Annotated in this window: 22 protein-coding genes; 15 read left to right on the top strand and 7 right to left on the bottom strand. The window is 59.3% G+C overall.

Annotation, left to right across the window (positions count from 1 at the left end; translation table 11 throughout):
• Positions 1-135 precede the first annotated feature (135 nt).
• Positions 136-621, top strand: a complete 486-nt coding sequence (locus tag HWX74_RS02005; protein ID WP_176011943.1) for a WbuC family cupin fold metalloprotein — start codon at positions 136-138, stop codon at positions 619-621.
• Between the two features lie 60 nt (positions 622-681).
• Here HWX74_RS02005 and HWX74_RS02000 read toward each other — a convergent pair whose 3' ends face one another.
• Genes HWX74_RS02000 through HWX74_RS01990 form a run of 3 tightly spaced genes read right to left on the bottom strand, consistent with a single transcriptional unit; the run spans position 682 to position 7,033 of the window.
• Positions 682-3,780: a beta-galactosidase gene (locus HWX74_RS02000; protein ID WP_176011942.1), complete on the bottom strand. Its 3,099-nt coding sequence runs from the start codon at positions 3,778-3,780 to the stop codon at positions 682-684.
• Between the two features lie 19 nt (positions 3,781-3,799).
• Entirely contained in the window at positions 3,800-5,971 is a 2,172-nt protein-coding gene (locus HWX74_RS01995; RefSeq protein WP_176011941.1) for a hypothetical protein, read from the bottom strand.
• A 48-nt stretch (positions 5,972-6,019) separates the two neighbouring features.
• Positions 6,020-7,033 carry a LacI family DNA-binding transcriptional regulator gene (locus HWX74_RS01990; RefSeq protein ID WP_176011940.1) on the bottom strand — a complete coding sequence of 338 codons (1,014 nt, stop codon included), beginning with the start codon at positions 7,031-7,033 and terminating at the stop codon, positions 6,020-6,022.
• Between the two features lie 112 nt (positions 7,034-7,145).
• Between HWX74_RS01990 and HWX74_RS20115 the strand changes: the two genes are divergently transcribed.
• The 3 genes from HWX74_RS20115 to HWX74_RS01980 all read left to right on the top strand — a co-directional run bounded on the left by HWX74_RS20115 (position 7,146) and on the right by HWX74_RS01980 (position 11,413).
• A complete protein-coding gene (locus HWX74_RS20115; protein ID WP_254872294.1) occupies positions 7,146-7,589 on the top strand; it encodes a hypothetical protein in 444 nt (147 codons plus the stop codon).
• Entirely contained in the window at positions 7,501-8,223 is a 723-nt protein-coding gene (locus HWX74_RS20595; protein WP_368506813.1) for a type II secretion system protein, read from the top strand. The genes HWX74_RS20115 and HWX74_RS20595 overlap by 89 nt, the downstream gene beginning before the upstream one ends.
• A 97-nt stretch (positions 8,224-8,320) precedes the next feature.
• A complete protein-coding gene (locus HWX74_RS01980) occupies positions 8,321-11,413 on the top strand; it encodes a beta-galactosidase (protein WP_176011938.1) in 3,093 nt (1,030 codons plus the stop codon).
• Positions 11,414-11,443: 30 nt separating this feature from the next.
• On the opposite strand, the gene HWX74_RS01975 is transcribed toward HWX74_RS01980, so the two are convergent.
• Positions 11,444-11,701, bottom strand: coding sequence for a hypothetical protein (locus HWX74_RS01975; RefSeq protein ID WP_176011937.1), 258 nt, complete (start codon positions 11,699-11,701; stop codon positions 11,444-11,446).
• A 2-nt stretch (positions 11,702-11,703) separates the two neighbouring features.
• Here HWX74_RS01975 and HWX74_RS01970 point away from each other — a divergent pair, with 2 nt between their 5' ends.
• The 8 genes from HWX74_RS01970 to tsaA all read left to right on the top strand — a co-directional run bounded on the left by HWX74_RS01970 (position 11,704) and on the right by tsaA (position 20,749).
• Positions 11,704-13,281 carry an ABC transporter substrate-binding protein gene (locus tag HWX74_RS01970; RefSeq protein WP_176011936.1) on the top strand — a complete coding sequence of 526 codons (1,578 nt, stop codon included), beginning with the start codon at positions 11,704-11,706 and terminating at the stop codon, positions 13,279-13,281.
• Positions 13,278-14,765: a carbohydrate ABC transporter permease gene (locus tag HWX74_RS01965; protein ID WP_217704821.1), complete on the top strand. Its 1,488-nt coding sequence runs from the start codon at positions 13,278-13,280 to the stop codon at positions 14,763-14,765. The genes HWX74_RS01970 and HWX74_RS01965 overlap by 4 nt, the downstream gene beginning before the upstream one ends.
• A gap of 35 nt (positions 14,766-14,800) precedes the next feature.
• The gene (locus tag HWX74_RS01960) at positions 14,801-15,634 is read left to right on the top strand and encodes a carbohydrate ABC transporter permease (RefSeq protein ID WP_176011934.1); all 834 of its coding nucleotides are present in this window, start codon (positions 14,801-14,803) and stop codon (positions 15,632-15,634) included.
• Positions 15,635-15,640: 6 nt separating this feature from the next.
• Entirely contained in the window at positions 15,641-16,720 is a 1,080-nt protein-coding gene (locus tag HWX74_RS01955) for an ABC transporter ATP-binding protein (protein ID WP_176011933.1), read from the top strand.
• A gap of 213 nt (positions 16,721-16,933) precedes the next feature.
• Entirely contained in the window at positions 16,934-17,638 is a 705-nt protein-coding gene (locus HWX74_RS01950; protein ID WP_176011932.1) for a hypothetical protein, read from the top strand.
• A 96-nt stretch (positions 17,639-17,734) separates the two neighbouring features.
• Complete coding sequence (locus HWX74_RS01945) at positions 17,735-18,316, top strand: peroxiredoxin (RefSeq protein ID WP_176011931.1); 582 nt, start codon at positions 17,735-17,737, stop codon at positions 18,314-18,316.
• A gap of 95 nt (positions 18,317-18,411) precedes the next feature.
• Positions 18,412-19,908: a glucose-6-phosphate dehydrogenase gene (gene zwf / locus HWX74_RS01940; protein WP_176011930.1), complete on the top strand. Its 1,497-nt coding sequence runs from the start codon at positions 18,412-18,414 to the stop codon at positions 19,906-19,908.
• 1 nt (position 19,909) lies between these two features.
• On the top strand, positions 19,910-20,749 hold the full coding sequence (gene tsaA, locus HWX74_RS01935) for a tRNA (N6-threonylcarbamoyladenosine(37)-N6)-methyltransferase TrmO (RefSeq protein ID WP_176011929.1): 840 nt from the start codon (positions 19,910-19,912) through the stop codon (positions 20,747-20,749).
• Here tsaA and HWX74_RS01930 read toward each other — a convergent pair.
• The 3 genes from HWX74_RS01930 to rsmI are packed head-to-tail and all read right to left on the bottom strand — an operon-like array spanning position 20,743 to position 23,986.
• Positions 20,743-20,946, bottom strand: a complete 204-nt coding sequence (locus HWX74_RS01930; RefSeq protein WP_176011928.1) for a hypothetical protein — start codon at positions 20,944-20,946, stop codon at positions 20,743-20,745. The genes tsaA and HWX74_RS01930 overlap by 7 nt on opposite strands.
• 21 nt (positions 20,947-20,967) lie before the next feature.
• Positions 20,968-23,259: a hypothetical protein gene (locus HWX74_RS01925; RefSeq protein WP_176011927.1), complete on the bottom strand. Its 2,292-nt coding sequence runs from the start codon at positions 23,257-23,259 to the stop codon at positions 20,968-20,970.
• On the bottom strand, positions 23,249-23,986 hold the full coding sequence (rsmI, locus tag HWX74_RS01920) for a 16S rRNA (cytidine(1402)-2'-O)-methyltransferase (protein ID WP_176011926.1): 738 nt from the start codon (positions 23,984-23,986) through the stop codon (positions 23,249-23,251). Before rsmI ends, HWX74_RS01925 begins: the two co-directional genes overlap by 11 nt.
• 92 nt (positions 23,987-24,078) lie before the next feature.
• On the opposite strand from rsmI, the gene HWX74_RS01915 reads away from it, so the two are divergent.
• From HWX74_RS01915 to HWX74_RS01905, 3 genes are all read left to right on the top strand, one after another.
• Positions 24,079-24,834, top strand: coding sequence for a pseudouridine synthase (locus HWX74_RS01915; RefSeq protein WP_176011925.1), 756 nt, complete (start codon positions 24,079-24,081; stop codon positions 24,832-24,834).
• A gap of 126 nt (positions 24,835-24,960) precedes the next feature.
• Complete coding sequence (gene rplU / locus HWX74_RS01910; protein ID WP_176011924.1) at positions 24,961-25,275, top strand: 50S ribosomal protein L21; 315 nt, start codon at positions 24,961-24,963, stop codon at positions 25,273-25,275.
• Positions 25,276-25,308: 33 nt separating this feature from the next.
• Positions 25,309-26,211, top strand: coding sequence for a phosphoribosylaminoimidazolesuccinocarboxamide synthase (locus tag HWX74_RS01905; protein ID WP_176011923.1), 903 nt, complete (start codon positions 25,309-25,311; stop codon positions 26,209-26,211).
• The last annotated feature ends 157 nt before the right edge of the window (positions 26,212-26,368 follow it).

Raw genomic sequence — 26,368 nt, 5'->3', positions numbered from 1 at the left:
GGGAAGCCGTCAACTGAGGTGTCGATAAGTTATTTTGTCTGAATGGGTAAAGTTTATATTGCAATCCCGGTGCCCCGGTGGTATAGTAACAGGATATTTTTCTGAAACGAACGACAAGGCTGGGAGAAGGTTTTCATGAAAGTCATTTCCGGAACATTGCTGAATGAATTGAGCGCCGGGGCGGCGGCCTCGGACCGCCGGCGCACCCATTACAACCTGCACGAGACGCTCGAAGACGAGTTTCACCGGCTGTGCATCGCCGCCGAGCCGGGAACGTATATCCGGCCGCACCGGCATTTCGATTGCCGCCGCTGGGAGCTTTTCATCGTGCTGGCCGGCCGGGTGCGGCTGGTGACTTTCGATGATGCTGGAGTGGTCGAGGAAGTCCACGAAATGACGCCGGGCGGTGAATGCGTGGCGGTGGAATTCGGTTGTGAGACCTGGCATACCTTTGTCGCCGAGGAACCCGGCAGCGTCGTCATGGAAATCAAGCGCGGCCCGTATCACCGGCCGCCGGCGGAAGATATGGCCGCCTGGGCGCCGGCGGAGAAAGAACCGGGCATGGAAGAAGTGGAGCGCTGGCTGCACACCGCGCAACCCGGCGACCGCTTCCGGCAATAACGGTTGCCGGAAGAAGCGTTTCCCGCAAAAATCCTCCTGCCCGCTTTCCCGGGAACCGGTTTACTTGTCCGCCGATTTGGCTTTTCCGTAAATTTCGACGGCGCCGAGGGTGCCGGTTTGACCGGGAAAAGTCAGTTTGAGCTTGACGAACCGGGCGTCGATATCGGCCAGTGAAACGGCCTGCGGTTTCGTGCCGAGCTTGGAACCGTCCAGCGTCATCGCGTCGGCGAAGGTTTGGCCGTCCCGGCTGAATGAAATTTCGACGGCGGCCAGTCCGTCCGAGCTGCCCCGGCCGATTTTCAGTTCGGTCAACAGATAATCGCGCTGCAGGTCGAACTGCACGGTCGCTTCCGGGACGCCTTCAAACAGAATATCGTTGATGACGTTCCAGTCGTTCCGGACGCCGCTGAGCAAACCGCGTCCCGGTACATTGGGCTTGCCGCCGTCGCGCGGATCGCGGAAACTGCGTCCATCGGTCCAACCGCCGCTGCATTCGACCGAATAAGTCGCTCCGGTCGCCAGATAGTGGGCGGACAGGGCGCCGGCCGGTTTGTTGTCGGACAGCAGGCTGGCGTAACGGACCGGATCGAATTGCAGCATGGCCGTCTGGTTGACGGTGGCGATGACATTGCCGTCGCGGCCGGCCAGTTGGGCCAGCAGCGGGTCGATCTTCAACGGCGGGCGGCCGGTCAGATCGGCCGGCGGCGTCACGGTGAAACTGACCGAAGTCTGTTCCCCGGCCGCCAGTTGCCTGATTTCGCGCTGCTGCGGCTCGACGCGCCAGCCGGGCGCCGCCGCCAGCGTCAGCCGGCCGCCCGGCCAGGCGGTCGCGACCGGATTGACGATCTGCACGGTGACGGTGGCCGGTTGGCCCGGCGCGAGCCGCGGTGTATTCGGGTCGTTCTTGGCGGCGGAGCCGCTGTTTTCCGTCCGGATGCCGAGGAACGGCGCGGCCGACGAGAAAAGATAAATTGCCGCGGCGCTCTGAATTTCCGGCAGTTCCAGTGTCAGCCGGCCGTCGGGCCGGCGGGTATAGGCTACCGGCAGCAGCCAGTTGTTGTCGGCCGGTGCCAGCCAGACGCTGGCGAACGGCGTTTCCGGCAGCGCCAGCGTCAACCGGCACGGCTGTACCGGTTCGGTGGAATTGGAAGCGGCGATCAGCATCAGGTTGCCCTGTGAATCGGCCAAGGGGGCTTCGAGGCGCAATTGTTCCGCCGAAGCGCCTTCGAGTTGATAAGCCGGCCGGACGCCGGCGGCGGCGAGGATATCGCCGAGAAAATCGCTGACCGCCCGGTCCGGCGTGCTCTCGGCGCGCAGGGCGCCGAGCTTGGTGCTGAACCAGTACGCTTGGCCTTTGCCGTAATCGTGGCGGGTCAGCCAGGCGCTTTTGGCGTTGCGTTTGACATCGACGGCGTTGACCAGTTCGGCGCCGTCCAGCGTCGCGTTGATCCGGCCGTCGCTGCGCAGGACGAAACCGTTTTCATTGGCGTACCAGACATCGTCCGGCGAGAAGTGAATGCCCTGGTAAACGCCCTGCAGATCGATGCCCAGCACCCGGTCCAGGCCGTGTTGAATCCGGTGCCGCTCGTCGAAATAACCGGCCTGGGTGTCGGCCAGCAGCACGCCGCCGTCGGCGACGTACTGTTCGATCGCTTGGCATTCCGCTCGGGTCAGATGGTCGGCGGAGACCAGCAGCAGCGCCTGATAACGCTTCAGATAGGCGGGATCCAGTTTGGTGTAGGGCAGGATATCGACGAAATAGCCGAGGTCGCGCAGCCGGCTGAAAACCGTCAGGCGGCTGTTGACGCCGTAATCCCACCAGGAGCGGTTGGTGTCGGCCGACAACTGCACGTCGCGCTGCGGCATCAGGATGGCGGCTTTGCCGGCGGCGGATTGCACCGGCAGGCATTCCGACCAGAACGGTTCGGTCCGGTGGATCATCGTCGCCAGCCGCGCCGCGTAGAAGAGCCGGTCGCGCGGCTGGCCGTCGGATGCGTCGATGAACGAGAAGGTCGAATAGTCGTTCTCCGCCTGGAAGCTGCCCATGACGAAAAAGTTGAAGCCTTTGCCGCCGTTGGCGGCATAGCGCCAGAACGTTTCGGCGAACTGCCTGCCCGGCCCGGCGTGGTTGTTGCATTCGGCGGTGAAAATTTTCGCTTCCGGGGCGCCGGAAGCTTTCTGCGCATCGGTCGGCCGCATCGCGTTGAAAAGGTAATTGACTTCATAGATGTCCCGGTCGTTGTGGCCGTACATGTCGATGCCGTACCAGCCATTGCTCAACCGGCGGGTTTTCTCGGCCAGCATCGCCTGGTTGTTGATCCGGTTGCGCGCTACGTAGGTCATCTCCAGCGAACATTGGGTCGATTTGCTGATGACATCGCGTTTCAACGGATCGGCATTCCGGATCGCCTGGAAATATTCGACCAGGAAGTCGGTGAACGCCTCCTCGTGGAACTGCCGGAAATCCAGCCAGGCTGCCGGCTTTTCCAGCCGCTCTTCCGGCCGCGGCAGTTCCACTTCGGAGAAGTCGGCGTAATTGCTCTGCCAGCACCGGTTCAAATTGGCGATATCCTGCTGGTAGGCGTCGGCCAGGTAAGCGAGGAAGGCGGCGCGCGCTTCCGGCGAATAATCCAGTTGCGCTTCGTATTCGTTGTCGATGCCCCATTTCCAGATTTTCGCATTGCCGCGCAGGACATGTTCGACGCTGGCGGCGGCGCATTCCAGCACCCGCTGCCGGGTCGGCTGGTGGAAATAGTTGATCCACGGTCCGCCGTAGAAACTGCCGTCCGGCCGCTGGGCTTTCCGAAATGGCTCCCCCGGTTTGTTGCCGTGATGCCACAGCGAATGCGCCGCCCAGATGTTGTAGAAGAACAGACCGTTTTCAGCCTCCGAACTTCCGGCGCCGGGACAGTCGCGTCCTTCGATGAAATCATAACAGCAATGGGCGTTTTCGGTCAGGTTGAAGCCGATTGCCGGCAACTGGTCGAAGTTGCGGTCGCCGAGCATGCCGAGCGGGAAATAGAACTGGCTCGGCTGCATGTCGCTGCTCAATTCGGTCGAAAAATACGGCGTATCGGCAATCGCGGCGGCTTCTTTGCCCGCCGCTTCCTGCCAGGCGGCCGTCAACAACGCTCCTGAAACGATCATCGCTTTCCACATCTCCTTTTCCCTCCTGCAGTTACAATGTCGCGCCGGCCACCCAGACCGGTTCGCCGGACAGTTCCAGTTCAATCCGGCCGCCGGCCGGCGTCAATTGCCGTTGCCGGCCGATGAAATCGTAAACGGTCACCGCCCCCGTCGCCGGCAGCGACAGTTTGCGGCTTTGGCGCCAGTGTTTTTCCCACGGTTCCAGGCCGGCGTAACCGGGCGAATCCTCGCTCTGGATGCCGCCTTCGGCGCGGTCCCACAGCAGCAACAGCGGTGCGCCGTCGGCGGTTTTGAACTCGATGCCGCGAACCTCGTCGGCCGGTTCGACATAGCGGACGAATTCAGCGCCGTCCAGCCGCCGCGCCGTCGCTGCGTAACTCAGCGCCGACGCTTTCGGCGCACCGAAACGGTCGAACAAGCCGTAGAAATATTCGCCGTCGGTCTCCGAAACGCCGCCGATGTCAGCCCAGATGCTGTCCATCAGTTGATAGAAAAAGACTACTTTGACCTGTTCGGCTTTGGCCAGCGCGTAACTCAGCACGACGTTTTCGGCGGCCCGGCGCATCGTGTCGCACCACCAGAAATTCGGCCGGGTGTAAGCGTAGACTTCGGTTAAATAAACCGGTTTGTCGCCGTATTGCCGCAGCAGCGAACGCAGCTCCTTCAAGCTCGGCAGATAGTTCCAGGTGCTCGACAGGCTCTCGTCGTCCGGAGTCATATTGCCGCGTCCGAGGTGATAGGCGATGCTGTCCAGCAGCGGCCAGCCGCCGGCGGCGTGGACGTTTTGCAGCGAACCGATGCCGTCGAAGCCGTTGGCGAAGCCGATGCTGCAAAGCTCCAGCGGAGACTGCTTTTCCCGGATCAATTCCCGGATCAGCTTCAGATAAGCGACGTATTCGGCGGCCTCTTCGACCGTTTTGAAGCTGTTTTCATTGCCGAACTCCCAGACCGGATTGCGTTGCCGGTCGCACTGGTCGATCAAATCGGCAAAGTGCTGCCGCTGGTCCGCCGGCGACAGTTGCCGCCACTCTTCCGGGCTGTAATGGCTGTGGAAAAAGGCGACCAGGCCGTAAGGCGCGCATTCGTTGTTGTCGCCGCTGCGCAGATAACGGACGCCCAGCTTCGACAGCAGCCGATAGACTGCTTCCCGGTCCGGGATCGGGAAGGTTGCCGCCATGCCGAAGATTGAACTGTCCGGGTGGCGGAGCGGCGTTTCGTCCAGGGAGGCCAGCGTGGTTCGGGTGAAGATCTCCGGTTCGCCCGGCGAAGCGACTTCGACGAAATAAATTGCCGGTTCGTCCGCCGCCGGCAGCGTCAGCATTTTCTGCCGCGTTTCGCCGGGCGCCAGCGTGACGGCGCCCGTCTCGGAGTGGACGATTCCGCCGTCCAGGTCGTGAACGGTGATAACCAGCGGCCGTCCGGCGATCTCATCGTCCGAGACGTTGGCGATCCGGTAATCCACCGTCATCGCTTCTCCCGGTCGGAACAGGTGGTTCGGCTGCCCGCCGGCGAACGAGATGGCCAGCGGCCGTCCGGCCAGCCGGGCCGCCGCCTGTTCGCCGTCGGTTGCTTTCGGCGTGACCAGAAAAGAATTTGACGCGGTATAATGCCCTCCGTCGTCCTGCCGGCGGAAGGAGAGATGCTGATTCCAGTCGCCGCTCCATAACGCGTTGCCGTTGATCTCTTCCCAGACGGTCAGCTCCCCGCCGTCGATGCGGCGCAGCACCGGCCCGACGGCTTCATACGGGACGCCCCCGCCGGGATGGCGGGTCCAGAAACCGCTTTTGACAAGCCCGCCGAGCTTGCCGTCGCGCGGAATGCGGACATACATCACCCCGCCGACCTCGGTGTCGCGCGGCACGTCGAGTTGATAAGCGACCTTGAGCCGGTCGCCGTCGACGGTATAGACGGCTGAACCGGTCATCTGGCGGCCGGGATCGTTGGTGATGCGGTAATCGACCTGCAGCGTCCGGTCGTCCAATTGTTTGATCGAGGCGATTTCGGCGGCGTGGTCCGACCAGCCGAAGGGAAGGCCGCCGAATTCCAGCAGTTGCCGTTCGCCGTCCGGCGTGGTCAGGAACAACTGCCGATGGTCGGAAGCGGTGAGTTGAAAGTTTTTCCCCCGCAATGTCGGAGAGTTTCCCCACACTGCCGCGCCGGTCAGCAGCGCCAGGACGGCTGGAAGGCATTTGGCTATGTTCATAGCTGATTCCCTTTTTAGACGACTGGATTGATGAAACATATGGAGCGGTCAGCCCCGGCAGCTCTGCCGCCAGACCAGGGCCGATTTGATTTCGATTTGCGCGTAGCGGTCCGGAACATGGTCGGAATCGGCCAGATCCAGCAGCCGGTCGACGGCGGCGTGGACCAGCGCCTCGGTGTGCAGTTCGACGCTGGTCAGCGGCGGGGTGGTCATCTCGCAGAATTCCGAATTGTCGAACGCGGCGACGCTGATTTCCCGCGGCACGGCGACGCCGGCCCGGTTCAATTCGGTCATGCCGCCGATGGCGAGCAGGTCGTTGGTGAAGATGATCGCGTCCGGGCGCTCCGGCAGGGCGAGCAGCCGTTTAACCGCTTCGATGCCGCCGTTGATCGAGGATGGCGTATCATTGAGGATATAGGCCGGCGGCGGCAGCAGGCCGACCGCCTGCAGGCCGTATTCCATCACTTGAAAACGGCGGTCGACCGACGGGAAATGCCGGTTGGTGATGACAAAGGCGAAGCGGCGGTGGCCGGCGGCGACCAGCCGGCGGATCAGTTCCGCCGAGCCGGCCTGCGGGTTGGTGATCGCGCAGTCGCAGGACAGCCGCAAGGTCAAATCCTCCAGCGCCACCATCGGCAGTTCATAGCGGCGGATCATCTCCACCAGCGAAACCGGCGGGAAGGAGGCAAGCAGCACTCCGTCGATCCGGTGTTCGCGCAGCAAATCCGGCAGTCGGTTGTGCCGGGAGTCGATCGAACTGATGAAAAGGAATTTGCCGAGTTTGGAGGCGTAGCGTTCCGCCGCATAGATCAAGCGGCTCTGGAAATGGGTGTCCGACGACGATTCCGGATTGTCGTCGAACAGCATCGCCAGGCAGTTCGACCGTTTGCCGGTATAAGGCGAGGGGCGATAACCGCGCTGAGCGGCGTAAGCGATGATTTCCTCCGCCCGCTTCCGGCTGACGCCGGATTGGCCGTTCAAGGCGCGCGATACGGTGCTGGCAGTCGTTTTCAACTCCTGCGCGATGGTGCTGATATTGATAACCGGGCGATTGTGATTCATCCTGCCAACCATGATTGGAATGTTTTTCGTTGTTGAGTTTTCAATTTACGCAATTTTGCGTTGTATTTCTTTTATAATTATAGTAAATTTTTCGTGAGAAGTCAACCGGCCAATGAAAAAAATCAATTTTTTTGATTTTTCGCCAAGCCTGCACTTTGGTCGGCATTGTTTGCCGCTTGGCTTAATGGTTTGGTGTTTAATGTTTTACTTTTTATTTTTACTGAATGTGGCGATAAGGTTTTACAAAAACTTCCAACGTCGAGGCAAAAATTTTTACATTTTTTTGATTTTGGATATTGACTTATTGCGCAAAATTTGCTATAATTTTCTTAAGAGCGAACGAAAAATGTTTGCGCGATTACTCAAAAGTTTGCGCCGGCTATGCTGGCAGTCGATGAAAAGCAACCTTTACAGGAAGGAACTGGAAAATGAGAAAACAGAGATTCACACTGATCGAACTGCTCGTCGTGATCGCTATTATCGCCATCCTGGCCAGCATGTTGCTGCCGGCGCTCGGCAAAGCCAAGCAGGCGGCGCAGATCATCAAATGCACTAACAATATAAAGCAGTTGTCGCTCGCCAATATTCTTTATACGACGGATTACAATGATACCCTGCCGATCCGTAAAACTTCCTGGCTGGACGACTGGGATAGTATGTGGTCCGACCGTTTCTGGATGGGGGAACTGGTGGAAAATTACGGCATTGGCTATGGTTCATTGCAGTGTCCGAGCCATACGACGGTGATGGAGGTCGAAGAATCCGACGTTTATAAAGCCCAGATCGGTTACGTCAACCATTGGGAGTGGGGCGCCGACAAGGGGCAGGTTAATTATGCTCTGAATGGACGTGGTTTGATCAACTCCGTACCGGTATGGGGATTTCAGGGCGTTCAGGGGAAACTGTCCAAAGTGGAATCTCCGGCCCAAACAGTGTTGATGTTTGAAAGCATCATCGCCGAAGGCAGTGACGGTGTGTCCAACTATTCCAACGAATGTCTTACCAAATACGGCACCAACGGCAACTGGCTTCGCGACCACGGCGGCCAGGCCAGTCTGTTCTCCGGGGTTGACGGCCATGTCCTGAAAGCCAAACCCGGCGCCGGTTCGATCAATATGTATCTGATTCCACAGACCAATCTGTGGGAAGACAATGGCTGGCTTTACGGTCCGTTTTTCTATGTGCCGTAAAATTCTGCCGGTCCGTTCTCATTCTTAAAAATACGTTTCCCGCTTCCCAACCCTCCGGGAAACGTATTTTGTTCCCGCAACTTCTCAGGATCTTGTCATGATGATAAAATTACTCTCCTGCTCCTTCCTGTTGTCCGGCCTGCTGTGTCTGGCTGCCGCCGATTCGCCGTCCAGATTGGATAAAGTGGAAAGTTATTCGCTGGAAATTACGCCTGACGGTCCGACCGAAAACTATTTTCCGGTCGGCACCCTGCGCGGCACCGATATCCAGAAAACCCGGAGCGGTTTGAACTGGGGAGAGGAGAGTCTTTGCGATTACCAGTGGAAAGACGGTTCTCCGATGCACATGCTGGATTTGGCCCGGCCTTCCGGTTCGCTGTTCCATATGGGCAGTTGGGGCGCGCACACCTTCGCTTTTACGACCTCGACCAGGGATTTCGGCGACGTAACCTATGTTCTCGACGAGGACGGCAAGTTGCAGAATTTGTACCATGTCACTTTGTTCAATCCGAATTTCCGGCGTTATATTGCCGCCTACGACGGTGAACTGGCCGGGCTTTACGGCAGCCGCTACGGCCGCGACCAACTCTATATGTGGTCGCTGGACAACGAATGGCAGGGGATGATCGATTATCAGCCGCTGGTCATCGAACTGTATCGCCGGTGGCTTGAAAAGCGTTACGGTTCGCTCGACGAACTGAACCGGGTGTGGCGCAGCGCCTACGCCTCGTTCGATGAAATCGAGCCGCCGCCGCAGGTGCCGCGGCGGCGCCCGGAAGGAACCGAGGCGGTCAACTGGCTGAACTGGTACTATTTCCAGAGCGAAAACTTCAGCGACGTCATCCGCGAACGGTTTGAGGCGATGCACCGCGGCGATCCGCTGCACCGGCCGGTCGGCCTGAAAGCGGTGCAGGGCTGCATCGATTTCTCACATTGGACGAAGCGCAAACTGCACAACTTTTCCGACCTGGCCGAAAAGACGCGCGACTTCACCGGCGGCTGGCTCGGCTGCGATGTTTACGGCAACAACGACGCCTTCGAGTATGAAATCAGCTTTCTGGACAACTGTGCCCGGCCGACTGACCCGGACGATTCCTCCTGGTATGGCGTCAATCTGTTTGAAACCAACAATCACGGTGGCCCCGGCTGGCAGTTCGCCGACACCTTCTGGCGGAGCCTGGGCAATGGCCTGAAAGCGGTCGATTTCTTCTGTATGGGGGATTTCGGCGACAATCCCAGCGAAGATCCGGAGGTGTTCGGCTTTATCGCCCGCAACGGCCGCATCCGCGAGCGTTATTTCTATGTGCCGCGTTTCGCGACGATGCTGCACCGCAGCGAGAAATTCTGGAAACAGGCGCGGGCGGCGGAGGTGCCGCGCGTCGCGCTGCTCAATTCGCACCGCGACAATCTGCTGGAAGACGATCCGGGCGGAGTCTGGGATGCCGGCGAGAACAGCCGCCAGGCGCTGTATGCCCGGCTGCGCAATCTCGGTTACTGGGTGGACGTGCTGCCTTACCACAAGTTGACGCCGGAGTTCCTGAAGCAGTACCAGGTGTTGTTCCTCTGCAACGCGGAGTTGCTCACCGACGCGGAATTTGCCGCCGTCGCCGAATATATCGAAAACGGCGGCAAGGTGCTGGGTGATTTGCGCTGCGGCTATTTCAATGAAAATCTGGAAGTGCGCCCGGAAACCGCCGCCGTATTCGGCGTCGGGTTCCAGGCGAAGCAGAACTGGCACGAGAAAGTGCCGCTGTCCGAAGCGGTCAGCAGCCGGACCCGGGCGTTTTACACGCCGGCCGGGGCGGAACTGTCTACCGACGGCCTGATCGCTTGTCACCGTTACGGCGACGGCCGCAGCCTGCTGCTGGCCACCGGACTGGGCGCCTGGCGCAACCCGGCGGTCAAAAATGCTTCCGGCGATCCGAAGCGGATCGACGCCGGAACCGAAGCGGATGAAATCTTGCAGAATCTGTTGGACCGGCTCGAGGTCGAGCCGCCCGCCGCCGTCGCTGGCCGGACGATGCCGGCAATTCACCGGCAGGGCCGGGTGGAAACGCCGCAGGCGGATGAAGACGGCAACCTGGCTTTGCTGATCGGCAACAACGTCGAAGAAGGCGTCGGTGAAGTGGCGTTCACGCTGACCCTGCCGGAGGATACCGCCACCCGGGCCTTCTGGGCGCCGGCGGAAGAATATGCGTTGTACCCGCTGGAGTTCGACCGCCTGGCCGACGGCCGGTTTCATTTCACGCTGCCCGGCCTCGGCAACGCCGGCGTCGTTTACTGCTTCCGGGAGCACGCGCCGCTGCTGGGCCAGAAAACGCCGGCGTCCGCGGTCCGGGCAGTGGACGGCCGGACGCCGAAATTCCGGCCGGGTGAGAAATTCACCTGGATTATCCAGCTTGCCGCCGTCAACCCGACCGGAGGGGAATTGCGCCTGACGCTGCCGGACGGCTGGAGCATTTCGCCGTCGGCCATTGCCGTCGGACCGCTGGAAGCCGGCCAGTTCCGGGAGTTCGAAGTGCAGGCGCAGGTGACCGAGGACCTGACCAGACTGGAACCCAACCAGCCGTTCCCGATGCTGGCCGAATATTTCGAGAATGGTGAACGGGTGGCCGTCTGCAACCAGGTCGTCGAAATCGATTTTCCGGAAGAGATCTATGAAAGCGCTTCGCGGTTGCTCAGCGACAACAACAGCGTTCCGGAGGGGTACTTCCTGCGCAAGACCACCGGCGCCACTTATCGGATCGTCCGTCCGGACGGTTCGCCGGCCGATTGCGACGATGAGCCGACCAGGGAAAAACCGCTGCCCGGCCTGATCGACGGCCACTACGGCTGGTGGACCCGCCGGGTTGACGTCCGTTCGCCGGAAGTGGAGGTCATCTTCGATCTGAACGATGTTTATACGATCGACGACGTTCGGGTTTTCGTGCAGGAAGAGCGTTTCTATCAGTCGCTGGAAGTCCGTTGCAGCACCGACGGCGTCCATTATACCGCGCCGGTCGTTTCCGACCGGAAACTGCAGCCGGTGCCGCGCGGCGGCTGGAACAATGTCGTCGAACTGCCGGACGCTCCTGATGCAAGATATGTCAAAATCATCATCCGCAATCCCGGCGGCGCTTATCACATCGACGATATCCAGATCTGGGGCAAGACGCATCCGGCCGCCCGGCCGGATGACGCCCTTGAGTGATTGGGCGGTGAAGGAAGGAGGCAATTTTTTTCAAAATACGGTTTTTTGATAATTTGGCGATAGTTTTTGAAAATAACGGGGATTGCCAAAACCGTAAGATTTATTTATAATATGAGAGGGCATGCTTTCAGCGCCGGTTCCTGACGGGGCAATCCGGCCAGCACAGGCGCGGGCCGCCAGAAGGCGTTCCCGCCGCGGTTGATTTCCGGAAATGAAACGGTATCGAAACAGGAAAGAGTCGGCAGATTGGTCAAACAATCCATCCACGTCATCAAATTGGGACATCATCAATGAATTCGCAGAAAATTTTTCTCCTGATCCTGGCGCTTCTGATCTTCGCCTCCATCGTCACCGCCTTGCACACCGGCGAACGCGACCGGGACGGGGTGGCGATCAGTTGGGCGACCGACCCGAACGAGCAGCGTTACGACCAGCGGGATATTTTCTATCAGTGGCAACTGGCCAACGGCATCGTCGATGAAGCCGGCAAGCCGAAGATCAGACTGCACCTCGACACCGCCACCAACCAGAGCATGCTGATCCAACTGGTTTCCGGCGTCGGCAGCGACGTGTTCGATGTTTACGGCATCCGGACTTATCAGCCGTTCGGGGTCATGCAGCCCTTTACCGAGGAGGCGAAACGGAATGGCTTCAGCCTGGCGGACACCTATCCGGGACTGGAGGATGAGCTGATGGCCGGCGGCGAACAGTACGCCTATCCGTTCAACGTTGCCAACATCTCCTTCTGGATCAACGTCGATGCGTTTGAACGCGTCGGCATGGCGCCGCCCGGATTGGAGTGGACGCCGGAAGAATTCGAGCGCATCGGCGCCGAATTCGTCATCCGCGCCAATGCCGGCAAAAAGCGGCAGGAGGTATTTTTCACCAACGCCGCGGTACCGAACATGCAGCTCGACGTCATCGCCCGCAGCAAAGGCGTCGACCGTTATAACGAAACGCTGACGGCGGCGACGCTGACCGATCCCTGGCATGTCGCCGCGCTGGAGATGTTGAAACGCTGGACTTACGAGGATGTCTGGTCGTTCAGGGACGCCGAGGGCGAACCGCTCGATTTCGACCGGCTGGTTCCCGGTTACCGGCCGGAAATTCCGCTGCGGCTGTCACCGTCGCCGTCCGATGTCCAGAGCATGAGCTCCTCCTCCGGCTACGGCGGCAACGATCTGTCGCAGTTCTGCATCGGCAATTACGCGACGGTCTATTTCGGCCGCCATCTGCTGATCCGGCTGCGCGGGCTGCCGGAGGAGGAACGGCCCAGGCTGGCGATCGCCCAGCATCCGATGTATGAATTTCCCAACACGATCATTTATTCCCGCGCCGCCGGCCTCTACAAGGGCGGCAGGAATCAGGAAGCAGCCAAAACCTTTCTGAAATATATCGCCAGCCGCGAATACAACGAATACATCCTGCTCGGCGGCGACGGCCTGCCGTCGAATCCGGCCTATTCGCTGGCCGATCCGAATTTCGGTCATCCGGAAAGGTTTCCGAACGAAGGCGACACCACCCGGCAGAGTACGATCTGGGCCAAGGAGGTCGGTTTCATCCAACCGGTTTCCCCTTATATCAAAGGCGTGACGATCGACTGGATGAAAACCGCTTATGAAAAATACTGCAACGACCGCAGCCCGTCGGCGCTGGCGGCGCTGGCGGAAGCCGAGGAGCGCTACGCCAGGGACATTCAGACCAACATCGCCGCCAATCCGGAGTTGAAAAAGCAGTATGAGGCGGATGTCGAATTGCAGAAGCGGGTCGACGACTATAAGGCGGCCGGCAAAAAACTGCCGGCCGCCTGGATCAAAAACAGTTTTCTCAAAGCCTATTATCGAGCGAAAGGGATGTTGCAGGAATGAAGTGGGGGATGCGAAGGAAAGAGTGGCGTGAACTCGGAATCGGAACGGCGTTTATCCTGCCGAATCTGCTCGGTTTTCTGGTGTTCAGCGCCATCCCGCTGGTCATCAGCATAATCATGGCTTTCACCAACTGGAATCTGGAGATTCACAATATGTTCCAGAACGCTTCGGTGAAATTCGTCTGGTTCGACAACTTTCTGGAGTTGTTTTCCGAACCGGATTTTTACCAGTATCTCTGGAATACGCTCTTTCTGATGATCGGCATTCCCTTCGGCATGGCCGGCAGCCTGTTTGCCGCCTTGCTGTTGAACTGCGATTTCAAATCCGGTTCGCGCCGGATCTGGCTGATCGTGCTGCTGACTTTCGTCCTCACCGCCGCCTGTCTGGTGCTGGTCGCCTTCGGCATGGGCAAAAGTGCGCTGTTCATCCTGCTGCTGTCGCTGTTCGGCACCATCCTGGTGGCCGGCACCGCGGTCGGGCAGGGGTTGTACCGGACTTTGTTCTACTTTCCCTGTTTCACCAGCGGCGTGGCCACATTCATCCTCTGGAAAAAGATGTACAGTCCGGATACCGGTCCGATCAACGGCGCATTGCAGCCGGTGCTGGATGCGGTCAGCCCGGTTTTTGCCGGGTTGTCCGACGGCGCGGCCAATGCGGTCAGCCTGGTGCTGCTCGCCGGCGTCGTTCTGCTGACGGTCTACGGTTTCCGGCGTAAAATCCGGTTGTGGAAGGATGGCGAGGCCGGTACGGTCAGTCTGGTATTGGGATTGGCGGTCCTGACCGTGCCGCCGGTGCTGGCTTGCTGCTGGACCGATTACGGCTGTCGCTGGGTGGTCTTCGGCATCGTCGCCGCCGGCGGCTGGTGCTGCGCCGCGGCAGCGGTAGCGCGGGGACGGGAATATCGTACCGCGCTGGACCGCGGCATCGGTGATTCGATGCTGCTGGACGGCATTTCGATGATCGTTGGACTGACTTTGATCGGCTTCGCGCTGGTCGTGCTGCAGTTGCCGGCCGACGCCCGGGCCGGTTTGAATGCGCCGAAATGGCTGGTGGATTTTTACTGGGCGAAACCGGCCCTGCTGCTGATGGGCTTCTGGGCGGCGATCGGCTCGAACAACATGTTGCTTTATCTGGCCGGCTTGACTGGCATTCCGCAGGAGCTCTACGAAGCGGCGGACATCGACGGCGCCGGCCGCTGGCAGCGCTTCTGGAATATCACCTGGCCGCAGCTCTCCGGCGTCACCTTCTTCATCTTCGTCATGTCGGTGATCGGCGGTCTGCAGGGCGGTTTTGAGATGGCCAGGGCGATGACCGCCGGCGGGCCGGCCGGCGCGACGACGACGCTGAGCTATTACATTTACACCGCCGGTTTCGATGTCGGGCGGCTGGGATATGCCTCGGCGATCTCCTGGATGCTGTTCGCTTTGATTTTCGTGGTGACGCTCTTCAACTGGAAATTCGGCAACCGCTACAGCAATGATTGATGGCAGAACAAATTGAAAAAAGGAATCGGCAAACGATGAATGTCAAACTCAAAAAAGGCTTGAATCTGTTTTTTCTCAATCTGGTGCTGGGCGGGTTGGCGCTGACGCTGGTGCTGCCGTTCACCTGGATGATCCTGACCAGCCTGAAATCGCTGCCGGAAACCGGCCTGGATACCTGGTTGCCGAAGGTGTTGCTGTGGAGCAATTATCCGGATGTTTTCTCGATGGAGGGCATCCAGTTCGGCCGCTGGTACTGGAACAGTATTCTGGTGGCCGCCTGGACGACTTTCCTGCAGGTATTCACCTCCAGCTTGGCGGCGTTCAGCTTCTCGCGGCTGCATTGGAAAGGGCGCGATAAAGTATTTCTGCTGTATCTGGGGACGATGATGCTGCCGGGGCTGGTGATGATGATTCCGAACTACCAGATCATGATTTCGCTCGGCTTGGTCGATACCTACACCGGTCTGATTCTGCCGGCGGCCTTCACCGCGTTCGGCACTTTCCTGATGCGGCAGTTCATGCTCAGCATTCCGAAATCGCTGGACGAGGCGGCCGAAATCGACGGCGCCAGCAAGTGGCAGCTCTATTGGAACGTCATCCTGCCGCTGTCGCGTCCGGCGATCATCACGTTGTCGATCTTCACCTTTATCGGCACCTATAATGCGTTGTTCTGGCCGTTGGTGATGATCAAGAATCCGGAGAAATACACTTTGCCGATCGGACTGCTGGCATTCGACGGCACCCAGGGGCAGGTGACCAATTTGTTGATGGCGGCGGTGACGATGAGCGTCGTGCCGATGATTTTAATTTTCGTATTCATGCAGAAGCAACTGGTCAAAGGCATTATGCTCGGCGGTGTAAAGGGGTGACGGATTATGGCGGAAGTGATTCTTGAAAATGTGTGGAAAATTTACGAGGACGACGGTTACCAGGCGGTCAAGGGCGTCTCGTTGGATATTCGTGACCGGGAATTCATGGTGCTGGTCGGACCGTCCGGCTGCGGCAAGTCGACGACGCTCCGGATGATTGCCGGCCTGGAGGATATTTGCCGGGGGACGATCCGGATCGGTGATACGGTGGTCAACGACATTCCGCCGAAGCAGCGGGATATTGCGATGGTGTTCCAGAATTACGCGCTTTATCCGCACATGTCGGTTTTCGACAATATGGCGTTCGGTCTGAAACTGCGCAAGTTCCCCAAGGCGGAGATTCAGAAGCGGGTGATGGAAGCGGCCCGGATTCTCGGTCTGGAGCCATATCTGGACCGGCGGCCGAAAGCGCTTTCCGGCGGTCAGCGGCAGCGGGTGGCGGTCGGCCGGGCGATCGTCCGCAAGCCGAAAGCGTTCCTGTTCGACGAGCCGCTGTCGAATCTCGACGCCAAGATGCGCGTTCAGATGCGCATCGAGATCAGCAAGCTCCACCACCAGTTGGAGAGTACGATGATCTACGTTACCCACGACCAGACCGAAGCGATGACGATGGGCGACCGGATCTGCGTGATGAAAGACGGCGTCATTCAGCAGGTGGCCGATCCGTTGACCCTCTACAGCCGGCCGGCCAACCAGTTTGTCGGCGGCTTTATCGGCACGCCGCCGATGAATTTTTTCAACGGCCGGCTGGAACAGAGCGGCGAACGGCTCTGTTTCGCTTCCGAGGGAATGACTTTCACTTTGCCGGAAGCCTGGAAGGACAAGGCGGCCAAAGCGGCGGGGCCGGACGTGGTGTTCGGCATTCGGCCGGAGAATCTGGTGATTGCCGATGACGGCATGGCGGCGGTCATCGAGGTGCGGGAACTGATGGGGGCGGAAACCTATCTGCATCTGCGGCTCGGCGGGCATACCTTTGTGGCGCGGGTGGCGCCGGAGACCGGTTTCCATGCCGGGGACACGGTGAAATTCCGGTTCGATACCGCCAAAGCGCATCTGTTTGAACAGGAGAGCGGCCGCGCCCTGTGACCGGGCCGGTCGGAAATCATACAAGTGCGATGCAACGCGGCCCGATAAAGTCGCGTGTCCGGCCCGTGGGGAGATTTCCCGGCGGGCCGGCGTTTTTCTTCTCCGGCCGTCCGGGCGTGAACATTTTACCGGTTTTTTCTTGCAAAACGGCTCTTTTTACATTATAATGAATGTAGCAACCGATTTTCAACTTTTTTATTGAGGAGTGAAAAAATGAAAAAATGGACTTGGGTGTTGTTGCTGTTATGTTGTCTGTGGGCAGGCTGCCGGGCCGATGATGATCCGGCTCCGGCCCGGGTGAAGGAGTTGGTTGCGGCGATTGTCCGCCATCAGATGCCGGACGGCGCGTTGCGGATGACCACGACCGGAAACGAAGTTGCCGTCATCCCGGATGTCGCCAATCTGACGGTTTATGCGTTGCTGGAAGCCGCCGATGAATACGAAGAATTGCGCGGCGTCGTCCAGGCGCCGGCGGAGGCCTATCTGGTCTGGTTTGCGACGCAGGCGACCGGGCAGGGCGTGGCGGAGCATTATCAGGGGACGCTGGACGGCTATGTGGCGGAAGGCGAGTTGAAGCTGTTGCCGGGCACGGCGGCCAGTTACCTGCTGGCGGCCGGGCAGTATCGGGATCAGTTCAAACGGAAATTTCCGGAAATTGTCGGCACGGCGTCGGCCCAGGCGGCTCAACTGCTGAAAACCGCTTTGGAAAATGACGATCCGGCGTTGTCGGCGGCCCGGCCTTCAGCCCGGTTGGAGTTGGCGCTGGCGCTCCGGCACGGCGCGGAACTGTTCCGCGACTTGGGGCGGCGCGATCTGGCCCGCGAATTGCGCCGGACGACTTTGAATTCCGGCAAGACGGCGGATCTGAACCTGGTCCAGTTATATGAGAATCTGATGTTGGAGTTGGATAAAGATTAAAAAATAATAATCATTATCGATTTGAAAAATTGTAAATTTGCGTTTATTGTTTTATAACGAAGAATCGATAACTTAAATTCTGGGGAGGATGTTATCATGGCTATGGTGACGAAACTGGCGCCGGATTTCACGGCGGATGCGGTTATGCCGGACAATACGTTTGCGAAAATCAGTCTGAGCGATTATCGCGGCAAATACGTCGTGTTGTTTTTCTATCCGATGGACTTCACTTTTGTCTGTCCGACTGAACTGATTGCCTTCGACCGGCAGTTCGAAGCGTTTAAAAAATTGAATGCCGAAGTGATTGCCGTATCGGTGGATTCGGTTTATTCGCACTTCGCCTGGAAGTCGATGGAGCCGAAAGAGGGCGGTATCGGCAATGTCAAATATCCGATCGTCGGCGACATCAGCAAAAAGATTTCCCGGGATTATGACGTGCTGCTCGATGATTCGGTCGCGCTGCGCGGGTTGTTCCTGATCGACAAGGGCGGGGTGATCCGTCATCAGGTGGTCAACGATCTGCCGCTGGGCCGCAATATCGGCGAGGCGCTGCGGATGGTGGAAGCCCTGCGGTTCTTTGAAGAGCACGGCGATGTCTGTCCGGCCAACTGGCAGCAGGGCGAAGACGGCGTCGTGGCCGATGCCCGGGGTATCGCCGACTATCTGGCCAAGCATTGAGTCCGGAACGAAGCGGCCGGTATTTCAAGCGAAATACCGGCCGTTTTGTTCCCGTGTTGCAGTCCGGTCAAATTTTTTGAGGAGAGTGTGAGGTTATGGAAAACGGCAATTACTGGCGTGGCAATTTCTGTCTGGAGGTCAGCCCGACGCCGGATATCCTGGTGATTTTCGGTGCTTCCGGCGATCTGGCCAGGCGGAAGCTGCTGCCGGCGATTTACAATTTGTTTCGCCGCGAGCTGCTGCATGGGGATTCCCACATTGTCGGCTGCGCCCGGCACGATTACGACACGGCCTCGTTCCGTGAACTGCTGCGCGGCGTGTTGCCGCCGGCGGAGCCGGAACAATTGGAGGCATTCCTGCAGCGGATTCATTACCTGCGCGGCGATTACGGTGATCCGGAGTCGTATCGGCAACTGGGGGCGAAGCTGGAGGAACTCGGCAAGCTGGATGCGGCGATGCCGCTGAATTACACCTTTTATCTGGCGACGCCGTCGAGCCTTTATCTGACGATCGTGCCGCAGCTGTCGGCCGCCGGTCTGCTGAAAGAGGATTTCGAGGGGACGCCGTGGCGCCATGTCGTCATGGAGAAGCCGTTCGGCCGGGATACCGCTTCGGCGCAGGAATTGGATTTGGAACTGCACCGCTATTTGAAAGAGCGGCAGATTTACCGGATCGACCATTATCTCGGCAAGGAGACGGTGCAGAATATCCTGATGCTGCGGTTTGCCAACATCATTTTCGAACCGATCTGGAACCAGCATTACATCGCCAAAGTGGAGATCACTGCCGCCGAGGAGATCGGCATCGGCCGCCGGGCCGGTTATTTCGAATCGGCCGGCCTGCTGCGCGACATGTTCCAGAATCACATGCTGGAAATGCTGTCGATGGTGGCGATGGAGATGCCCGGGGAGTTCTCGGCGGATGCGATTCGCGATGAAAAATTGAAACTGATCCGGGCGATCCGGCCGTTTCCGCAGAAGAATCTGGAAACGGTACTGGTGCGGGGGCAGTATGCCGCGGCCGGCGACTTGGCCGGTTACCGCCAGGAGGAGGGGGTCGCGGCCGGCTCGACGACCGAAACGTTCGTGGCGGCCAAGTTGCTGATCGACAACTGGCGTTGGCGCGGCGTGCCGTTTTTCCTGCGTTCCGGCAAACGGCTGAAACGGCGTCTCAGCGAAATCGCCATCACCTTCAAAGCGGTTCCGCATTCGATTTTCCAGCCGATCCGGGCGCAGGACATGACGCCGGATACGCTGGTTTTGAGCGTGCAGCCGGAAGAGGGCATGTCGCTGACCATCCAGGCCAAACAACCCGGTCCGAAATTGTGCATGGGCGGTTTGATGATGCACTTCAATTATGCCGAACTGGCCGGCGGGGAAAGCTTCGAAGCGTATGAACGGTTGTTGCTCGACGCGATGCTCGGCGACCAGACTTTGTTCATCCGCAGCGACATCATTGCCGCCAGTTGGAGGTTGTTCACGCCGGTTCTGGAAGCCTGGCGGAATCCGGAATGTTGTCCGCTGGAGCTTTATCCGGCCGGTTCGTCCGGTCCGTCCGGCGCCGATCGGCTGACCGAATGGCGGGAGTTGTAAGTTGGCCGGTTCGTTCACGTTCCGGCCGGTCGGCGTGCTGCATTGTGACCGGAAATACCGCTTTGAAGCGCCGCGTCAGGCCGTTTTCGCCGCCGGAAGCGGCTGGGTCGAATTGGACGAGCATTGCAATTACGAGGCGGCATTGGCCGATCTGGCCGGCTTTGAACGGATCTGGCTGATCTATGTGTTTCATTTGAACGGCAACTGGAGGCCGAAGGTCAAGCCGCCGGTGGCGCCGCCGGGCCGTAAAGTCGGCGTGTTCGCCACCCGGGCGCCTTACCGGCCGAATCCGATCGGCATCAGCGCCGTCGAGTTGGAAAAAGTGGAGGGCCGGCGGTTGTTCATCCGCAATTTCGATTTGCTGGACGGGACGCCGGTTCTGGATATCAAGCCATATATTCCGGCCGTCGATGCCTTTGCCGGGGCCGCCTGCGGCTGGCTGGAAGAGGCGGACCGGCGGCGTTACGACGTGATATTGACCGCCGGATTCCGGAGCACCGCCGACTGGCTGTTGGAGCACGGCGGACCGGATCTGGCGAACTTCTGCCGGGTCCAGCTTGCCTTTTCGCCGCTGGACCGGCGGCGAAAACGGTTGTCGTGCGAACATTTGCCGGCGGGACAGTGGGAGATCGGCTGCCGGACCTGGCGGATCCGCTTCGCTCTGGACGAGGAAGCGCAACGGATCGAAGTGCTGCAGGTCACTTCCAATTATACCGCCGAAGAGTTGGAACCGGCTGCCGATGACCGCTATTGCGACAAAGCGCTGCACCGGGCGTTCCGGCGGGTTTTCGGCATCCGTCCGGCCGGAATAGCCGGGCCGGACGCTGAATTTGTTCAATAACGGATCGGGTTGCCGAATTCGTCGACCGGATTGCCGTTCTCGTCAAGCAGCCAGATTTTGCCGATGCTGTTGGGCTCCACGCCGCTGCCGCCGCCGCCTTCGCCCGGCTCCGGCGGTACATCGTTGCCCCGGACGGTGGCGGACAGCGAGAAACTGGTCAATTGCGGTTTTTCGTACGGGAAGAGGGTTTTTTTCATCTGATTGGTTCCTTATTTGGTTCAGGCCAGAAAACCTTGATGGTTGCGCGACTCGCTCCAGCCGATCAGGTCGGCTTCCGACGGCGCCAGATTGGCTGCCGTTTCCAGCGGAGCCGCGGCGAAGTTCCGCCAATACAGCGTCAAGTCGCCGTCGGCCAGTTTCAGTTCCCACTGATAACCGCCCAGCTCCACGGCATCGCCGTCGACTTTCAGCGAAGCCAGCGCGTCTTCAAAATTCAGTTCGAAAGTCTGGCCGGTCAGTTTTTTCAACAGTGAATATTCGGAATCCACCAGGAAATAACTGCCGGCGCTCCGGCCGTCGAGCGCAGCGGAAGAGATGGTGATGCTCCGCTGCGTATCGGCGGCGGCCAGCGAAAAATCGATGCCGTTGGTCTGGGTCAGCATTGCCCAGGTACTCTGGGAAATCTGGCGGTCGGAAAGATCGAAGCAGTATGCCGAAAAACCATTGCCGGCCTGTTCCTTGCCGAACTCCACCCGGCTGTTGCCGCGGAGGACCAGACGGTCGAAATCGATGATCACGCCGTTGAATGTTCCCCGGTAATTGGCCATTTCCAGCGTGGTCGCCCCGCTGACCTGGGCTTGGCCGCCGGAAATTTCATGACCGCCGCCATAGATATAGCCGTTGAAAATGGTGCTGTTGATCAAAGTCAGAGTGGCGTCGCCGTAAACGTTGGCGGTATTGCCGGCGCCGACCGCGTAACCGGCCAGGAAGATCGACCCCAGCAGCGAATTGCTGCTGGCGCTGGAATCGATGGTGATGTGAACGTTGCCGAGCACGTCGGCCTGACCGTTGTTGCTGAACCCGCCGCCGTAGAGATTCCTGGCGATCCGGCTGCCGCTGACGGTGATGTCCACCGATTGGATTTCAGTTTTGCCGCCGTAACCGCTGCGGCCGCCGGCCAGCACGTAATCAAGTTTGCTTTTGGCGATGTTGAGCACAACTCCGCCGCGGATGAGATCGCTGGCGCCGGCCTGGTTGGCATAACTGCCGCCGAACAGCCAGGCGTTGGTATTGTTGGGGCCGTGGTGGGTGACGCCGTTGAGGTTGAGGGTGACCCGGCCGCCGATTTCCGAGTGACCGGCCGCCGGGTCGGTCGCCAGGTTGTAATTGCCGCCGTGCACCAGCCCCGACAGTGAGATGCCGTTCAAATTCATCGTAATATCACCGGCGACGCGGTAGACGGAACCGGATCCGTTGACGACCGGATCACCGCCTTTGGCACTGTTGAGGTCTTTTGTGTAACCGTTCAGCGTGCCGCCGTAGAGATGGCTGGAGACAAACGTCACCGCCGCTTCGATGGTCAAATCGATGCTGCCGCCGACATTGCCGATGCCGCCGCCATACAGTACGTTGGTAATCTCGCCGGACTGCAGTTGCAGCCGGATGGAGCCGGTGACGTCGCTGTCGGCGCCGCCGCCGTAGAATTTCCAGTAACTGCCGCCGGCGATGGTCACATCGACATAGCCGTTGACATCGGCGCCGATGCCGAAGCCGCCGCCGTAGAAATAATTGACCCGTTTCTCTGTCGAATCGTTGTTGACGGCCAGATGCACCGAGGTCCCGGCTGCGGTCCCGCCGCCGTAAAAATTGTATTGATGTAAATTTTCCCAGCTCTTCACCGCCGGGTTGTCGGCCAGTTGCAGCCGGTAAGAGGCCGTGTAGCTGGCTCCGGAGGAGATTTGCAGGTAATAAGCGGCCCCCTGGACGGCATCGAAGGTGAGCGACGCGTTCGGGCCCATGGTGAACGCGATCTGCTTATCGTCCTCATACAGGATGACCACGACATTGCCGCCTTCGGTCTGCAGCAGGTAATTGCCGCTCTCGGCGACGGTAAAAGTCATCCAGTCATTGTTGTCGCCGATGCCCAGCGTATGTTCGTAGTTCCGGCCGACTTGGATCCGGACCGCATCGGCGCGGTAATCATCGTCCGGGTCCCAGGCGTCCGGTTTGACGTTGACCTTGACCAGATAATCCACGCTGCCGGCGGCGGAAGTGGAAAATTGCAGGTAATAGACCGAGCCGGCGGCCAAAAAGACATCCTGGGCGCCGCGGCTGCCGCTCACGTTGGCGATCGGAATACGGTTGTTGTAAATCGCGCAATCCAGCGCCTGCTTGTCGCTTTCGAATTCAAAGCGGTAATAGCCGCTCTCCTGGGCGACGAATTTGATCCACTGCTGTTCCGACGGCAGTTCCAGCGTGTGCTGCTGCCAACGGTTCAAATAAGTCAGTTCGCCGTCGATTTCCCGGTCGTCCGGCCTTGTCACTGCGTCCCGGTAACTGTCATTTGCCATCTGTTTCTCCCAAGTATTCCACCGAATCTTCGTCGCCGGCGTCGATTGCGGCGACGCCGATGACGAATTCGCCTTTCCAGTTGCGTTCCGCCGTCCGGGCCTGGATCTCTCCGGCCGGACCGTAAATGACCTCCTCGTGCAATTTGGTCGCTTCCCTGACCAGGGCGATCAGCCGCCGCTCGCCGCCGCAGGCGACGATTTCCGCCAGGGCGCTTGAAATGCGAAACGGAGATTCATAGAGAAACACCGTTTTGTCTTCGGCGGCCACCCGCTCGAAAAATTTTCTTCTCCGTCCGGATTTGACCGGCGGAAAACCGTAAAACGCCAGCCGGTCGATCGGCAAGCCGGAGGCGACGGCGGCGAAGGTCAAGGCCGAAACCCCCGGCACTACCGTCACCGGCACATTCCGTTTTCGCGCCTCGCGCACCAGCAGAAAGCCGGGATCGGCGATTCCCGGCGTCCCGGCGTCGGAAACCAGCGCCACCCTGGCGCCGGCCGCGACTTCATCCAGCAGGGCGTCGCATTTGCCGTGTTCATTGAACGCGTGAAAGCTGGTCAGGCGGCTGTGGATGTCGAAATGCGTCAGAAGCCGGCGCGTATGTCTGGTGTCTTCGGCGGCAATCAGGTCCGCTTCGCGCAGCACGTTCAGAGCGCGCAGCGTGATGTCTTCGAGATTGCCGATCGGCGTGCTGACCAGAAATAGCCGGCCGTCATCGTGTTTGTTCATGTCGATCCCGGATTGTAAAACCGAACGGTTTGGCTTATATTATTCAATTTCGTAATATAATAACCTTTGATCACCGAAAAAACAACAATTCAATGAGCGATTCCGGCGAAAAAATTTATCTGGCCAAGTTTTTGAGCGTCAACGGCGCCGCTTCGCGGCGGCGGGCGGCGGAACTGGTCCGGGCCGGCCGGGTGGCGGTCAACGGCGTAACGGTCGACAATCCGGCCGATCCGGTGCCGCCGGCGGCGGAAGTCAGGCTGGACGGCCGGGTGGTGGCGCCGCTGGGGCGCCGGCATTACGTCATGCTCAACAAGCCGCGCGGTTATGTCTGCACCAATGAGGACATTCACGCTGCGCGCAAGGCGCTGGATTTGATCGCGCTGCCGGGGGTGCGGCTGGTGTCGGCCGGCCGGCTGGACAAGGAGAGCGACGGACTGCTGCTGTTTTCCGATGACGGAGACTTCATTTACCGGGTTGCTCATCCGAAGTTTGAAATTCTGAAAGTGTATGAGGTCGCCACCGGCCGCCCGCTGCCGGACCGGGCGCTGCGGCGGTTGCGGGGCGGCATCGTCGATGCCGGCGAATTTTTGCAGCCGCATTCCCTCGAACCGGTCGGTCCGGCGGTTTATCGGGTGGTGCTGAACGAAGGTCGCAAGCGGGAAATCCGCCGGCTGATTGCCGCCGCCGGCGGCAAAGTCGTCCGGCTGACCCGGTTGAGTGTCGGACATCTGACGCTGGGAGGGCTGCCGGCCGGATGCTGGCGGGAACTTTCGAGCCGGGAAGTGGAGGAGGCGCTCCGCCCGGGTTTGCCGGAACTCGGTCGTTCTGACCGGGTTGCGGAATCGTAATTTTTTCGTAAAAAACCGCCTTCCGGCGCGGATGCGGATTTGCATAACGGTCGATTCGCTGTAAATTATAAATTCAACATTGTGCCAATATCGGAATTTTACACATAATCTGTGAAGGAGACAACCATGTACGCAATCATCAAGACTGGCGGCAAACAGTACAAAGTGAAAGCCGAAGACTGTTTGGATATTGAACGTTTGACCGGCGAAGCCGGCAGCAAAGTGACTTTCGCCGAGGTATTGGCCGTCGGCGAGGAAAACGGTGCGCTGAACGTCGGCACCCCGACGGTGAGCGGCGCCCAGGTCGAAGCGGAAATCGTCGACCAGTTCCGCGGCAAAAAAGTCGTCGCGTTCAAAATGAAACGCCGCAAGGGCTATCGCAAGACCCGCGGTCACCGGCAGGAGCTTACCCGCGTCCGGATTGTGGCGATCAACGCGTAATTTTTTCTTTATCATACGAGAGGAACGTCTGTCATGTTGTACGATGAAAATGGCGCGCTGCTGGAATGCAACATCCCGTCGCTGCCGTTGATCAACCGCGGCAAAGTGCGTGATATTTATGATTTGGGCGACAGTTTGCTGTTTATCGCCACCGATCGGCTCAGCGCCTTTGACGTCGTTCTGCCCAACGGGATTCCGAACAAGGGCAAGGTACTGACGCAGCTTTCCAAGTTCTGGCTGGAGCTGTTGAAAGACGTTCCCAACCATCTGATCACCGACGATGTCACGACTCGCTCCGAACTGGCTGCCTACGCCGGGGATTTGCAGGGGCGCTCGATGATCGTCCGCAAAGTGAAAATCCTGCCGGTGGAGTGCATCGTTCGCGGTTATCTGGTCGGCAGCGGCTGGAAGGATTACCAGAAGAACGGTACGGTTTCCGGCATCCGGCTGCGCGACGGCTACCGGCAGGCGGAAAAGCTCGACGAACCGCTGTTCACCCCGTCGACCAAGGCGGAAATCGGTGCCCACGACGAGGCGATTTCTTTCGACCGGGTGGCGGAGCTGATCGGCCGGGAGCCGGCGGCGGAATTGCGGGACCTGTCGCTCAAAGTGTACAAGACCGCCCGGGATTATGCGGAGAAGCGCGGCATCATCGTCGCCGATACCAAGTTCGAGTTCGGCGTGCTGGACGGCGGAATCATCCTGGCCGACGAGGTGCTGACGCCGGATTCCAGCCGATTCTGGCCGGCCGACCAGTATCGGATCGGCACCAGCCCGGTCAGCTTGGACAAACAGTTTGTCCGCGACTATCTGGAGACGCTCGACTGGAATAAAACGGCTCCCGGCCCGGAGTTGCCGGCCGAGGTGGTTGCCAGGACGGCGGCGAAATACCGCGAAGCCTACGAAGCATTGTCCGGCCGCAAGCTGGATATTTGAAGCGGAGAAAGCCTGTTGCCGATTGAGCTGAAAGCGCCGGTTTGACCGGCGCTTTTCTCATTTTCCAGCCGGACGCGGATTTTTTTTGCGAAATTTCATGAAATGATATTGACTTTTGATCTTTTTTTTGCTATACTACAATTATGATAACACGTGA

Origin of the sequence: Victivallis sp. Marseille-Q1083 (assembly GCF_903645315.1) — a bacterium.
Lineage (GTDB): Bacteria > Verrucomicrobiota > Lentisphaeria > Victivallales > Victivallaceae > UMGS1518.
Note: the sequence above shows the minus strand (reverse complement) of the source record. Positions and strands in the feature narration are given on the sequence as shown.

What these genes read in the sequence shown, in the direction of transcription:
- rplU (WP_176011924.1), top strand. Translation starts at nt 24,961, where the DNA reads ATGTACGCAATCATCAAGACTGGCGGCAAACAGTACAAAGTGAAAGCC.
- HWX74_RS01965 (WP_217704821.1), top strand. Translation starts at nt 13,278, where the DNA reads ATGAAGTGGGGGATGCGAAGGAAAGAGTGGCGTGAACTCGGAATCGGA.
- zwf (WP_176011930.1), top strand. Translation starts at nt 18,412, where the DNA reads ATGGAAAACGGCAATTACTGGCGTGGCAATTTCTGTCTGGAGGTCAGC.
- HWX74_RS01975 (WP_176011937.1), bottom strand. Translation starts at nt 11,701, where the DNA reads ATGATGTCCCAATTTGATGACGTGGATGGATTGTTTGACCAATCTGCC.
- HWX74_RS01955 (WP_176011933.1), top strand. Translation starts at nt 15,641, where the DNA reads ATGGCGGAAGTGATTCTTGAAAATGTGTGGAAAATTTACGAGGACGAC.
- HWX74_RS01970 (WP_176011936.1), top strand. Translation starts at nt 11,704, where the DNA reads ATGAATTCGCAGAAAATTTTTCTCCTGATCCTGGCGCTTCTGATCTTC.
- HWX74_RS01995 (WP_176011941.1), bottom strand. Translation starts at nt 5,971, where the DNA reads ATGAACATAGCCAAATGCCTTCCAGCCGTCCTGGCGCTGCTGACCGGC.
- HWX74_RS01950 (WP_176011932.1), top strand. Translation starts at nt 16,934, where the DNA reads ATGAAAAAATGGACTTGGGTGTTGTTGCTGTTATGTTGTCTGTGGGCA.
- rsmI (WP_176011926.1), bottom strand. Translation starts at nt 23,986, where the DNA reads ATGAACAAACACGATGACGGCCGGCTATTTCTGGTCAGCACGCCGATC.
- HWX74_RS01930 (WP_176011928.1), bottom strand. Translation starts at nt 20,946, where the DNA reads ATGAAAAAAACCCTCTTCCCGTACGAAAAACCGCAATTGACCAGTTTC.
- HWX74_RS01990 (WP_176011940.1), bottom strand. Translation starts at nt 7,033, where the DNA reads ATGAATCACAATCGCCCGGTTATCAATATCAGCACCATCGCGCAGGAG.
- HWX74_RS01945 (WP_176011931.1), top strand. Translation starts at nt 17,735, where the DNA reads ATGGCTATGGTGACGAAACTGGCGCCGGATTTCACGGCGGATGCGGTT.
- HWX74_RS01905 (WP_176011923.1), top strand. Translation starts at nt 25,309, where the DNA reads ATGTTGTACGATGAAAATGGCGCGCTGCTGGAATGCAACATCCCGTCG.
- HWX74_RS01980 (WP_176011938.1), top strand. Translation starts at nt 8,321, where the DNA reads ATGATGATAAAATTACTCTCCTGCTCCTTCCTGTTGTCCGGCCTGCTG.
- HWX74_RS01960 (WP_176011934.1), top strand. Translation starts at nt 14,801, where the DNA reads ATGAATGTCAAACTCAAAAAAGGCTTGAATCTGTTTTTTCTCAATCTG.
- HWX74_RS02000 (WP_176011942.1), bottom strand. Translation starts at nt 3,780, where the DNA reads ATGTGGAAAGCGATGATCGTTTCAGGAGCGTTGTTGACGGCCGCCTGG.
- HWX74_RS20115 (WP_254872294.1), top strand. Translation starts at nt 7,146, where the DNA reads ATGAAAAAAATCAATTTTTTTGATTTTTCGCCAAGCCTGCACTTTGGT.
- HWX74_RS02005 (WP_176011943.1), top strand. Translation starts at nt 136, where the DNA reads ATGAAAGTCATTTCCGGAACATTGCTGAATGAATTGAGCGCCGGGGCG.
- HWX74_RS01925 (WP_176011927.1), bottom strand. Translation starts at nt 23,259, where the DNA reads ATGGCAAATGACAGTTACCGGGACGCAGTGACAAGGCCGGACGACCGG.
- HWX74_RS01915 (WP_176011925.1), top strand. Translation starts at nt 24,079, where the DNA reads ATGAGCGATTCCGGCGAAAAAATTTATCTGGCCAAGTTTTTGAGCGTC.